Here is a 12,200-nt window from a genome sequence, read left to right as displayed (position 1 = left end):
GCTGATGCGGCGATTCATGCGTCACATTCAACAGGAACGATGATGTACTTCGTACGTCCCGCCCGCCTTGCCGATCTCGATGCGCTCGAGCATATGGCGCGCACCGCTCAACCGGTGCTGCATTCCCTGCCGCACGACCGGCGCGCGCTCGAAGCGCGCGTCGCGTTGTCGGAAGACTCGTTTCGCGCGGAAGTCGACTTTCCGGGCGAGGAGTTCTATCTGTTCGTGCTCGAAGACTCGGACACCGGCAAGTTGATGGGCACCGCGAGCATCGTCGCGGCGGCCGGTTACGCGGACCCGTTCTACGTGTTTCGCAACGATGCGCTGATTCATGCTTCGCGCGAGCTGCATGTGAATCGCAAGATTCACGCGCTGACGATGTCGCACGAGCTGACCGGCAAGAGCCGGCTCGCGGGCTACTACATCGACCCGTCGCTGCGCGGCGACGCGGCCGCGCAGCTGATGTCGCGCGCACGGATGATGTACATCGCCGCGAATCGCAAGCGCTTCACGCCCGAGGTGTTCTCGCTGCTGCTCGGCGTCACCGACGAAAACGGCATGTCGCCGTTCTGGGAAGCGGTGGGCCGCAAGTTCTTCGGCCGCAATTTCGCCGACATCGAAGTCGAATCGGGGGGGCGCAGCCGCACGTTCATCGCCGAGGTGATGCCGACCTATCCCGTGTATGTGCCGCTGTTGCCCGAAGCGGCGCAGCGCGTGCTCGGCGAGCCGGACGCGAATGCGCTGCTCGCGTACGAGATTCATCTCGAGGAAGGCTTCGAGACCGATCGCTACGTCGACATTTTCGACGCGGGGCCGGTGCTGACCGCGCAGATGGATCGCAGCGTCAGCGTGAAGCACAACGAAACGCGCGTCGTGCGCGAAGCCCCGGCGCCGCACGGTGCAACGTACCTGATCGCGCACAACGGCGCCGACGGCGAGTTCCGTTGCGTGCTCGGCGATCTCGCGTCCGACAAGGAGTCGGGCGCCGCATTGTCGCAGGCGGCGCTCGCCGCGCTCGGGGTACGGGAAGGCGATACGGTGCGCTGCGTGCCGCTGCATCAGCCGCAGGATGAACAATCGGGAGACGCGCAATGATCGTCGTTCGCGTAGTGCAACGAGGCGATGTGGATGCGCTGATGCGGCTCGCGCAGGAAACCGGGCCGGGTCTGACCACCTTCAAGCCGGATCGCGATGCGCTTGCGGCGCGTGTCGAACGCGCGCGCCGCACGATGGAGGATCAGGCCGAGCCGCATGAGGCCGGTTATTTCTTCGTGATGGAAGACACCGCGACCGGCGACGTGGCCGGTGTCTGCGGGATCGAAGCGGAGGTGGGCCTGCAGCAGCCGTTCTACAACTATCGCGTGAGCACGGTCGTGCACGCGAGCCAGGATCTCGGCATCTGGACCCGCATGCACGCGCTGAACATCTCGCACGACCTCACCGGTTATGCGGAAGTGTGCTCGCTGTTCCTGAGCCCGCGCTATCGGACGAGCGGCGTCGGCGGCTTGCTGTCGCGCTCGCGCTTCATGTTTCTCGCGCAGTTTCGCGAGCGCTTTCCGCAGCGTCTGTGCGCGGAGCTGCGCGGCCATTTCGACGAGCAGGGCACGTCGCCGTTCTGGCGCGCGGTCGGCTCGCACTTTTACCAGATCGATTTCAATGCCGCCGACTATCTGAGCTCGCACGGCCGCAAGGCGTTTCTCGCCGAGCTGATGCCGCGCTATCCGGTGTACGTCGAGCTGTTGCCGGAAGAAGCGCAGCGCTGCGTCGGCCTCACGCATAGCGACACGATTCCCGCGCGCCGCATGCTCGAAGCCGAAGGGCTGCGCTACGAGAACCACGTCGATATTTTCGATGCGGGTCCGGTGCTCGAATGCCATATCGCCGATTTGCGCACGGTGCGCGAGAGCGTGCTGGTGGCGGCCGAGATCGGCGACGCAGCGGAGCCAGCCGCGCAGGACGGACTGAAGTCGATGGTATCGAATACGTCGCTCGGCGATTTTCGCGTCGGTGTCGTGGCGGGCGTGGCGCGCAACGGTGTGTTCCGCCTCAGCGCGGCCGAAGCCGACGCGCTTCGGGTGAAGGCCGGCGATCCGCTTAGGGTGCTGCCGGTGAAACACAAACAAGGATGATCATGAACGAGCTTTTCATCGCCGGCGAATGGGCCGCCGGCACAGGACCTGTATTCGCGTCGCACAATCCCGGCACGGGGGCGGTGGTGTGGCAAGGCAATAGCGCGTCGGCGGACGACGTCGATCGCGCGGTACGCAGCGCGCGCCGCGCGTTCGCCGCATGGTCGGCGCTGACGCTCGACGAGCGCTGCGCGGTGGTGCGCCGCTTCGCCGCGCTCGTGACCGAGCGCAAGGAAGCGCTTGCCGAAGCGATCGGCCGCGAGACCGGCAAACCGCTGTGGGAAGCGCGCACCGAAGCGGCGTCGATGGCCGCGAAGGTCGAGATCTCGATCCAGTCGTACAACGAGCGCACCGGCGAAAAGCGCTCGGCGATGGCCGATGGCACCGCGGTGCTGCGGCATCGTCCGCATGGCGTGGTCGCGGTGTTCGGGCCGTACAACTTTCCGGGCCATCTGCCGAATGGGCATATCGTGCCCGCGCTGATCGCCGGTAACGCGGTCGTGTTCAAGCCGTCCGAACTCGCGCCCGGCGTCGCGGCGCTCACGGTGCAAATCTGGCGCGATGCGGGGCTGCCCGCCGGCGTGCTGAATCTGGTGCAGGGTGAGAAGGACACCGGCGTCGCGCTCGCGAATCACCGGCAGATCGACGGGCTGTTCTTCACTGGGAGTTCGGATACCGGAACATTGCTGCACAAGCAGTTCGGCGGCCGGCCGGAGATCGTGCTGGCGCTCGAAATGGGCGGCAACAATCCGCTTGTGATCGGCCCGGTCGCGGACCTCGACGCCGCCGTGCACCACACGATCCAATCGGCGTTTCTATCGGCGGGGCAGCGCTGCACCTGCGCGCGCCGGATCTTCGTGCCCGACGATGCGTTCGGCGAGCGTTTCCTCGCGCGCCTGACGGAAGTCACCGCGCGCATCGGCGTCGGCGAATACAACGCCGAGCCGCAGCCGTTCATGGGCGCGGTGGTGTCGGAGCGCGCGGCCTCGCGTTTGATCAGCGCGCAGGAACGCCTGCTCGCGAGCGGCGCGAAGGCGTTGTTGAAGATGGAGCAGCGCGATCCGCAACTCGGCTTCGTCACGCCCGCGATTCTCGACGTGACCGACGTGAAGGACCTGCCCGACGAGGAGCACTTCGGCCCGCTCGCGCAGATCATCCGCTACCGCAACTTCGACGACGCGCTCGAACAGGCGAACGATACGGAGTTCGGTCTGTCCGCGGGCCTGCTCGCCGACGACGAAGCGCTGTGGACGCATTTCCAGCGCACGATCCGCGCGGGCATCGTCAACTGGAACCGGCCGACCAATGGCGCTTCGTCGGGCGCGCCGTTCGGCGGTCCGGGCCGCTCGGGTAATCATCGGCCGAGCGCGTACTATGCGGCCGACTACTGCGCGTACCCGATGGCCTCTGTCGAAAGCGCGCAACTGAACATGCCCGCGAGCGTCTCGCCGGGCCTTCAATTCTAAGGATCGACGATGCTGCAAGCCACTGAAGCCAATTTCGACGGCCTGGTCGGCCCGACTCACAACTACGCGGGCTTGTCGTTCGGCAACGTCGCGTCGCAGAGCAACGAGAAGTCGGTCGCGAATCCGAAGGCCGCCGCGCGCCAGGGTCTGCGCAAGATGAAGCAGTTGGCGGACCTCGGCTTTCATCAGGGCGTGCTGCCGCCGCAAGAGCGTCCGTCGATGCGTCTGTTGCGCGAGCTCGGTTTTTCCGGCGACGACGCTTCGGTGATCGCGCGCGTCGCGAAGAACGCGCCCGAACTGCTCGCGGCGGCGAGCTCGGCCTCGGCGATGTGGACCGCGAACGCGGCGACGGTGAGTCCGTCCGCGGATACGCACGACGGCCGCGTGCATTTCACGCCGGCCAACCTGTGCAGCAAGCTGCATCGCGCGATCGAGCATGAATCGACGCGCCGCACGCTGCGTGCGATGTTCAGCGACACCGACCGTTTCGTCGTGCACGAGGCGCTGCCCGGCACGCCTGCGCTCGGCGACGAGGGTGCGGCGAATCACACGCGCTTTTGCGAGCAATACCGGGCGCGCGGCGTCGAATTCTTCGTGTATGGCCGCAGCGAGTATCGTCGCGGGCCGGAGCCCAAGCGCTATCCGGCGCGTCAGACGTTCGAGGCGAGCCGCGCGGTCGCGCATCGTCATGGCTTGCAGGAAGCGGCGACCGTGTATGCGCAGCAAAACCCGGAAGTGATCGACGCGGGCGTGTTCCATAACGACGTGATCGCGGTCGGCAATCGCAACACGCTGTTCTGCCATCAGCTCGCGTTCGTCGATCAGCAAGCGGTGTACGACGAGCTGCGCTCGAAGCTCGCGAGCCTTCACGCGGGCTTCAACGTGATCGAGGTGCCCGACGCGCAGGTCAGCGTCGCCGATGCGGTGACGTCGTATCTGTTCAACAGCCAGTTGCTGACGCGGCCCGATGGCAAGCAGGTGCTGGTCGTGCCGCAGGAGTGCCGCGAAAATCCGCGCGTCGCCGCGTATCTGGATGAGCTGACTGCGCACAGCGGTCCGATCGACGAGGTGCTCGTGTTCGATCTGCGCGAGAGCATGAAGAACGGTGGCGGCCCGGCCTGTCTGCGTCTGCGCGTCGTACTCGACGACACCGAGCGCGCGGCGGTTGCGCCGGGCGTGTGGATCGACGACACACTGTTCGGCCGTCTCGATGCGTGGATCGAAAAGCACTATCGCGATCGTCTCGCACCGGCCGATCTCAGCGATCCGCAACTGCTGGTCGAATCGCGCACCGCGCTCGATGAGCTGACGCAAATCCTCGCTCTGGGCTCGCTGTATGACTTCCAGCGCTGATTACGCGATGCAAGCCCCGAGCGCGATGCTCGACGATTTTCTCGCGTGGACGCTCGCGGGTTCGCGGCCTGCCGCGCATCAAGCGCAAGGCACGTGCGCGAACGGTATGCGCTGGGCGTGGCAGGGCGACGGCGTACTCGTCATCGAGCCCGCGGAGCAGCATGCGGACGTACGCAGCGTGCTCGTCTCGGCCGGCGTGCATGGCGACGAGACCGCGCCGATCGAACTGCTGTCGCGCATCGTCGCCGATATCGCACACGGCCGCGCGGCGCTCGCGTGCCGGCTGCTCGTGATTCTCGGCAATATCGATGCGATGCGCGACGGCGGCCGCTATCGCGACGACGATCTGAACCGGCTGTTCAGCGGCCGTCATCTGCAACTGCCGCACAGTCATGAAGCGCCGCGCGCGGCCGCGCTCGAACAGGCCGCCACGCGCTTTTTCGCCGCCGCGTCCGACGCGCCCGGCGCGCGCTGGCATATCGACATGCATACGGCGATCCGCGCGTCGGTATTCGAGCGCTTCGCACTGTTGCCGCATACCGGCAAGCCCCTTTCGCGCGCGATGTTCGAATGGCTCGGTGACGCGCGTATCAGCGCGGTGCTGCTGCACACGACGAAGGGCAACACCTATTCGCACTTCACCGCGCAAGCGTGCGGCGCTGATGCGTGCACGCTCGAACTCGGCAAGGTGCGGCCGTTCGGCCAGAACGACCTGACGCGCTTCGAGGGCGCGGATCTCGCGGTGCGCGCGCTGCTGGCCGGCACGCGTGTGGGTTCGCGAGCCAACGCACCAGCCGGCGCGCAGGCGACGCTGCCGCGCGTGTTCACCGTCGTCGATCAGCTGACCAAGCAAAGCGACGCATTCGAGCTGCTGCTCGCGCCCGACGTGCCGAACTTCACGCCGCTCGCAAATGGCACCCTGCTCGCCCGCGACGGCGACTATCAATACAGGGTGCAGCGCGATGAAGAGCGCATCGTGTTTCCGAACCCGGCGGTCAAGCCCGGCCTGCGCGCCGGCCTGCTCGTCGTCGATACCACCGCCGAGACGCTGCCCAAGCTTGTCTAGACAGGTTCCGTGTACAATCGCGCGCTTCGCGGCTGTCGCACCTACCGGTCCCGCCGGCCGCGCGAGTCCGAAGCGCCGCAGGCGTACACCGCCTGTTCGCGCCGGATCGGCTCCGTTTCTGTCAACACCGTAAAGGAACACCCGTAAATGAAGAAGAATTGGCCCAATCTGGCCGCGCTCCCGCTGATCGCGACGGCTGCGTTGACCGCAGGCACCGCGTCGGCGGCTGAGATCAAGGAAGTGCGCTTCGGCGTCGAGGCTTCGTATGCACCGTTCGAATCGAAGTCGCCCGCCGGCGAGCTGCAGGGCTTCGATATCGACGTCGGCAATGCCGTGTGCGCGAAGCTGAAGGCCAAATGCGTGTGGGTCGAGAATTCGTTCGACGGCCTGATCCCTGCGCTCGAAGCGCGCAAGTTCAGCGCGATCAACTCGGATATGACGATCACCGATCAGCGTCGCCAGGCGATCGACTTCACCGATCCGATCTACACGATCCCGAATCAGATGATCGCGAAGAGGGGCAGCGCTCTGCAGCCCACGCCCGCATCGCTGAAGGGCAAGCATGTCGGCGTGCTGCAGGGCACGATCCAGGAAACCTATGCGAAGGCACGCTGGGCGCCGGCCGGCGTCGACGTCGTGCCGTATCAGACCCAGGACCAGATCTACGCGGACCTCGCGTCGGGCCGTCTCGATGCGTCGTTCCAGGACGCCGAAGCGGCATCGAAGGGCTTTCTGAAGAAGCCGCAGGGCGCGGGCTTCGAGTTCGCCGGTCCAGCCGTCAGCGACGACAAACTGCTCGGTGCGGGTGTCGGGTATGGCGTGCGCAAGAACGACAAGGCGCTCAAGGATGCGCTGAACGGCGTGTTGAAGGAGCTGAAGGCGGATGGCACGATCGACCGCCTCGCCGCCAAATACTTCGACGTGAAAGTCGTGCTGAAGTAACGATGCATCGAAGTGTGCAAAACGGCCGCTAATGCGGCCGTTTTGCTTTTTGCGCGCGTGTCGCAAACGTTCAACAAATATTTCGAGATATTGCCCTGTAAGCCTGTTCGTGCCCAATGACGCTGCGATAAAATTGCGACGCACGCTGCCGCGCGTCGACGAGCTTCCAACGTCATAGAAACGCGCGTACGTGCAGCGAAAAACAGAACATAGCGGCCAGGCGCCAGCGGCGCCGAGCGGGGGACTGGAATGACCACCATCGCAATCGAGACTCTGAGCGACAGCGGCACGACCGACGACGCGTCGCTCACCGCCAGCTACGCGCGGCAGCCCATACTGAATCGGGACGGCATGCTGTGCGGCTACGAGATCAAGGTGCGTGCGCCCGAGCTGCCGCTCGCCGACGCGGACCTCAGCGCCCCAGCAACCGATACCGATCTTCATCCCGACGCCGACGCGTCGCCGGGCCGCGCGCCCACGCCGGTGCAACGCGTTGCGCGCGCGATCGTTCGCGGGCTCGTGCAAAGCGACGTGCGCGGCGCGCTGACCGGCCATCCGGCCTACGTCGACGTGAACCGCGAGCTGCTGCTCGATGACGCGATCCTGCGACTTCCCGCCGAGCGCTTCATGCTCGAGCTGTCCACCTCGCTCGAAGTCGATGACGAGTTGATCGCGCGTATCGTGTATCTGCATGGCCGCCGCTACCGCTTCGCGCTCGACGACGTCACGCAGCCCAATGAGACTTTCGCGAAGCTGCTGCCGTACGCCGAAGTCGTCAAGATCGACGTCCCGCATACGCCGCGCGCGCTGCTGCCGAAGCTCGCGAGCGTGCTGAAGTCGGCGGGCAAGCTGCTGCTCGCATCGGGTGTCGATGCGCAGGCCGACTTCGAAACGGTGCATGAGCTCGGCTTCGACCGCTTCCAGGGCTATTACTTCGCGCGGGCGCAAAGCGCGTCGACGCGCAGCGTCAGCGCGCCGCGCCACGCGCTGCTCAATCTGCTGCAACTGCTCGCGGGCGACCCGACGGTCGCGCAGCTCGAAGCCGAGCTGAAGCTGAACCCGGTGCTGGTCATGCATTTGATGAAGCTCGCGAATTCGAGCGGCCTCGCGGTCGGTCACAAGGTGACGACGCTGCGCGACGCGATCAACGCGACCGGCACCGACCGCATCGCGCGCTGGACGCAGCTGCTGCTCTACGCCGACGGCCGCAAGGTCGCGCTCGAAGACGATCCGCTGCTGCAACTTGCGGCGACGCGCGCGCGCTTCATGGAGCTCGCGATCGAGCGCATGCCCGAGGCGGGCCGCGACGAAGCCGACGCGGCCTTCCTGACCGGCGTGTTTTCGTTCGTCGATGCGGTGTTCGGCGGCTCGCTCGAAAAAACGCTGAACATCCTGACGTTGTCGCGGCCGATCCAGGCCGCGATCCTGCATCGCGAGGGCAGGCTGGGTCTGCTGCTGAGCGCGGTCGAGGCGCTCGAAGGCGGCGCATGGGAGCGCGTCGCCACGCTATCCGAGCGTCTTGCGCCGTTGACGCTGGAAGAGGTCGCGCAGATGGGTCTCGCGGCCGGCGCATGGGCCGGCGTCGCGGATCGCAGCGCGGAAGGGCTGGAGCGGATCGAGGATTGAGTGGGGTAAAAGCCCCACACGGTGCCCGGATAAAATCGTTTTCGGGCAAACACGGAAAGGATCAAAGTGAAGCGGAGTGATCAGCGATCACGCCATGTCTTCACATCGTCTCCATTTCCCGCATCTGCCCCTGGCCGAAAAAACGTCCTAACTCCTTTGCCAGTTCGTTGAGCACGCCCATCTCCTTCTGCGAGATGCGGCGTGCCTCCTGCGTATGCGACCAGTCGCCGTACAGCAGCGCGACGGTCTGATCGGTTTCGTCGATGATCGGCAGCAGCACGAACGCGCGCGCGTCGTCGAACGAGCGTCGGAACCACTCCGGCAGCCGCGCGACCATCTTCGGATCGCGCGCATTCTCGATGAAGATGCCCACCGAGTTCGCGATCGCGAGATGAAACACGTCGGGCTCGAACGCGGTGTTGAACGCGAGCTTCGGCAGCGCCGCGTCGATCTTCGGCCCGAAGCCGATACGCGCCCTGAACGTGCCGTTGCTATGCTTGACGTAGACCACGGTGCGCGCGAAGCCGAGCGCCGCGAGCACGGTCTCGGCGGCCATCGCGAGCGCCGGCGCGAGCGGGCTGCCTTCGGGCAGGCCGCGCAGATCCTGCACGCCGACCTCGATGCGCGCCTCGGGCGTCAGCGCCTCGCGCGCGATCGCATCGGCATTGGCGCGCAGCTCGACGATTTCGCGCATCACGCTGTCGCCGCCATCCTCGCGCGCGAGCGCGACGCTCATCTGCAGCAGCACCTCGGGGTCGGTGTTCAGCACGCTGCCGTACTCGTGCGCAAGCTCACCGATGCGTGCCTCGCGTTCCCCCTCGGGCATGTTCTGCTGCGTGAGCACGTCGGCGACCGCGGTCGAGTAGTTGGTGATCGCGCGCAGCCACTGCACCTGGCGCGGTTGTGTCACGTCCTCGGGATCGAACTCGCCCATGCCGGAGCGGATCGTGTCGGGCAGACGCCAGCGCACCGCGGCTTCGGCGCCGATTTCATCGAAAGTGACGCCGAGCACGAGCACGCACGCATCGGCTTCGAGCGCACCGCCGTCGATATGGCGGCGAATCTGGTCCCACTCGGCGTCGAGATAGAACACGACCAGCAGCTTGCCGATCTGGCGCATCAGCGTGCAGACCACCGCTTCCTCGCCGGCGCGCAGGTCGCCGCGCTCGGTCAGCTTGCGCGCGACGCAGCCCGACAGCAGCGTGCGGTTCAATTCGAGTTTCGCGTCGATGCGGCGCGGCGCGCTTTGATGAAAGTGATCGACGATCTTCAGACCGACTACGAGGTGACCGACCGCATCCATGCCGAGCACCATCAGCGCGCGCGACACGGTCGTGATGTTGCCGCCGAACGCCATATACATCGCCGAGTTCGCGAGCCGCAGCACCTTCTGCGTGAGCGCGAAGTCCGACAGCACCACTTGCACGAGGCCGGTGAAGTCGAGGTCGTCGTTGGTCACTGCCGCCATGGTGGTGCGCAGCGATTGCGACAGCATAGGGAAATCGCCGCGCTCGCTCATTCGCGTCCAGAGCCGGTCGAGCACTGCCGCCTTTACCATGTGTGTCCCGCAAAAACCATACGTGTTCCAGTGAATGCCATGCCGGTCGTGAGCCGGCTTGTTCCGCTGCCTGGGCGTCGTGTCTGCATCGCCCGTTATGCGCCGTGCAGTTGAAGCTCGCGCGTTTCGAAGCGCTGCGCGAGTTCTTCGGACGGCAACGCCTTGCAGACGAGCCAGCCCTGAATGTGATCGCAGCCCATCTCGGTGAGCAGGGTGCGCTGCGCTTCCGTTTCCACGCCCTCGGCAACCAGTTCGAGGTCGAGCGTCTGCGCAAGGCCGACCACAGCGCTAACGATTGCCTGATCGTTTCGCGAGGTTAGCAGATTCTCGACGAAACTCCGGTCGATCTTCAGCTTCGCGAGCGGAAAGCGCTGCAGGTACGCGAGGCTCGAATAGCCGGTGCCGAAGTCGTCGACGGCGAAGCGGATGCCCATCGCGGTCAGGTCTTCGAGCAAGCCCTTCGCGTGCGCCGGGTCGTGCATCAGCAGACTTTCGGTGATCTCGAACACGAGCCGGCGCGGATCGATGCCGGTCAGCTCGATCGCCTCGCGCACCGAGTCCTTGAAGCGCGGATCGCGAAACTGCTGCGGCGACACGTTGACGGCCACGTACTGCAGCGGGATGCCCTTCGCGTCCCACTGGATCAGCTGCATGCACGCGACCTTCATCACCCAGTTGCCGAGGAAGTTGATCAGCCCGATCGACTCCGCGAGCGGAATGAACATCGACGGCGGCACGAGGCCATGCACCGGATGCGTCCAGCGGATCAACGCCTCGACACCGACCACGCCCCGCGTGCGGCTGCTCGTGATCGGCTGGAAGTGTAGCGAAAACTCGCCGTTGCGTACGCCGTCGTAGAGGTCGGCCTCGAGCTTCAGACGCTCGGCGTCGGCCGGGTTGTCGTCCGGCACGTAGAACGCGAGCGTGTTGCCGCCCGCGGCCTTCGCCTGCAACAGCGCGTGGTCGGCCCAGCGCAGCAGGTGGGTATCGTGGCCGCCGGTGTCGTTGGCATGGCGCACGTCCGGGTACAGCGCGATGCCGATGCTGGCCGACAGATGGACCTGCTGACCCTTGAACACGTACGGCTGCTGGATCGCGGTCAACAGACGCCGCGCCAGCGCTTCGGCGGCGGCCGCCGCGTCGGTGCGGCTCGCGGCAGGCTTCACGAGGATCGCGAACTCGTCGCTGGCGATCCGCGCGATCGTTTCGTTCGGGCTCGTCATGTTCAACAGGCGCCGCGACGTGTCGCGCAGCATCTCGTCGCCGGCGTCGTAGCCGAGCGCGCGGTTCACCCGCTGATAGTCGTCGAGATCGAGCAGCAGCAGCGCGACCGGCGTGCCGTGCGCGTCGGCCTTCTGTTGTGCGTCGAGCAGCGCGTGCACCAGACCCGACTGGTTCGGCAGACTGGTCAGCCGGTCCAGATGCAGCGCCTGGGTCAGCCGCTCTTCGGTGGCGCGCCACGACGACACGTCGAAGCCGGCGATCGCGTAGCCGTCGACGCCGTCGTGGCTGCTGCGCACGACCCGCAGCTCGACCGTGATCGGATAGGTCAGCGACTTGACGAGCCCGAGCGTCGCTTTCTCGACGTTGCCCGAGGCCGCCGCCTGCTTGAGCAGCGCATCGAGGCGCGGCACGTCGGCGGGGGCGACCAGATCGTGCAGCGTCGCGGTTTTCAGGTATTCGCGGTGATAGCCGATGAAGCGCAGGCTCGCGTCGGACACGTAGATGAAGCGCAGCGCATCGTCGACGTGGGCGAGCAGGTCGACCGCGCCTACCACCTGTTCCAGTGGGGGCGGGCGGTTCGCGCTGCTCGGCCGGTCGTCGTCCTCGCGCCGGCCGAACGTCCGCAGCCGGTCGATGACCGTGCGCAAGGAGCCCCGGCGGGGCGCGGTGATCGTGTTCGCTTCCATGTTCGTCGCTGGCAACCTGGGTTCGTCCGCGGGCGGGGCTGCTTGTCCGCCGGTCCGGGCGGCCGGGAGATAGCAGGCCGCCCCATCAGAACGAGATAACGACGCTAGCGGGGAAATCTTTAGCGGCGCGAGGAGAAAAACATCTGGTAA

9 protein-coding genes are annotated in these 12,200 nt (G+C 66.1%); 7 read left to right on the top strand and 2 right to left on the bottom strand.

Going from position 1 to position 12,200, the window contains the following annotated elements:
• Nucleotides 1–42: 42 nt before the first annotated feature.
• The 7 genes from aruF to GCT19_RS13125 all read left to right on the top strand — a co-directional run bounded on the left by aruF (nucleotide 43) and on the right by GCT19_RS13125 (nucleotide 8,582).
• A complete protein-coding gene (aruF, locus tag GCT19_RS13155) occupies nucleotides 43–1,095 on the top strand; it encodes an arginine/ornithine succinyltransferase subunit alpha (RefSeq protein WP_018432307.1) in 1,053 nt (350 codons plus the stop codon).
• Entirely contained in the window at nucleotides 1,092–2,129 is a 1,038-nt protein-coding gene (gene astA, locus GCT19_RS13150) for an arginine N-succinyltransferase (RefSeq protein ID WP_152852184.1), read from the top strand. The genes aruF and astA overlap by 4 nt, the downstream gene beginning before the upstream one ends.
• Nucleotides 2,130–2,131: 2 nt before the next feature.
• On the top strand, nucleotides 2,132–3,595 hold the full coding sequence (gene astD / locus GCT19_RS13145) for a succinylglutamate-semialdehyde dehydrogenase (protein WP_152852183.1): 1,464 nt from the start codon (nucleotides 2,132–2,134) through the stop codon (nucleotides 3,593–3,595).
• Between the two features lie 12 nt (nucleotides 3,596–3,607).
• Nucleotides 3,608–4,948: an N-succinylarginine dihydrolase gene (gene astB, locus GCT19_RS13140; protein ID WP_152852243.1), complete on the top strand. Its 1,341-nt coding sequence runs from the start codon at nucleotides 3,608–3,610 to the stop codon at nucleotides 4,946–4,948.
• Nucleotides 4,932–6,014: a succinylglutamate desuccinylase gene (astE, locus tag GCT19_RS13135; protein ID WP_152852182.1), complete on the top strand. Its 1,083-nt coding sequence runs from the start codon at nucleotides 4,932–4,934 to the stop codon at nucleotides 6,012–6,014. The genes astB and astE overlap by 17 nt, the downstream gene beginning before the upstream one ends.
• Nucleotides 6,015–6,161: 147 nt before the next feature.
• Nucleotides 6,162–6,956 (top strand): ABC transporter substrate-binding protein, encoded by a 795-nt coding sequence (locus GCT19_RS13130; RefSeq protein WP_152852181.1) that lies wholly within the window; start codon nucleotides 6,162–6,164, stop codon nucleotides 6,954–6,956.
• Between the two features lie 249 nt (nucleotides 6,957–7,205).
• The gene (locus tag GCT19_RS13125) at nucleotides 7,206–8,582 is read left to right on the top strand and encodes an EAL and HDOD domain-containing protein (RefSeq protein WP_018432300.1); all 1,377 of its coding nucleotides are present in this window, start codon (nucleotides 7,206–7,208) and stop codon (nucleotides 8,580–8,582) included.
• A 100-nt stretch (nucleotides 8,583–8,682) separates the two neighbouring features.
• Here GCT19_RS13125 and GCT19_RS13120 read toward each other — a convergent pair whose 3' ends face one another.
• Nucleotides 8,683–10,140: an HDOD domain-containing protein gene (locus GCT19_RS13120; RefSeq protein ID WP_013089099.1), complete on the bottom strand. Its 1,458-nt coding sequence runs from the start codon at nucleotides 10,138–10,140 to the stop codon at nucleotides 8,683–8,685.
• Between the two features lie 95 nt (nucleotides 10,141–10,235).
• Nucleotides 10,236–12,050 carry a putative bifunctional diguanylate cyclase/phosphodiesterase gene (locus GCT19_RS13115; RefSeq protein ID WP_013089100.1) on the bottom strand — a complete coding sequence of 605 codons (1,815 nt, stop codon included), beginning with the start codon at nucleotides 12,048–12,050 and terminating at the stop codon, nucleotides 10,236–10,238.
• Nucleotides 12,051–12,200 lie beyond the last annotated feature (150 nt).

This window comes from Paraburkholderia atlantica, assembly GCF_009362785.1.
GTDB classification, from domain to species: Bacteria; Pseudomonadota; Gammaproteobacteria; order Burkholderiales; family Burkholderiaceae; genus Paraburkholderia; species Paraburkholderia atlantica.
Note: the sequence above shows the minus strand (reverse complement) of the source record. Positions and strands in the feature narration are given on the sequence as shown.

Coding starts and splice junctions, on each gene's coding strand:
- aruF (WP_018432307.1), top strand. CDS start 43: ATGTACTTCGTACGTCCCGCCCGCCTTGCCGATCTCGATGCGCTCGAG.
- astA (WP_152852184.1), top strand. CDS start 1,092: ATGATCGTCGTTCGCGTAGTGCAACGAGGCGATGTGGATGCGCTGATG.
- astD (WP_152852183.1), top strand. CDS start 2,132: ATGAACGAGCTTTTCATCGCCGGCGAATGGGCCGCCGGCACAGGACCT.
- astE (WP_152852182.1), top strand. CDS start 4,932: ATGACTTCCAGCGCTGATTACGCGATGCAAGCCCCGAGCGCGATGCTC.
- GCT19_RS13130 (WP_152852181.1), top strand. CDS start 6,162: ATGAAGAAGAATTGGCCCAATCTGGCCGCGCTCCCGCTGATCGCGACG.
- GCT19_RS13125 (WP_018432300.1), top strand. CDS start 7,206: ATGACCACCATCGCAATCGAGACTCTGAGCGACAGCGGCACGACCGAC.
- GCT19_RS13120 (WP_013089099.1), bottom strand. CDS start 10,140: ATGGTAAAGGCGGCAGTGCTCGACCGGCTCTGGACGCGAATGAGCGAG.
- GCT19_RS13115 (WP_013089100.1), bottom strand. CDS start 12,050: ATGGAAGCGAACACGATCACCGCGCCCCGCCGGGGCTCCTTGCGCACG.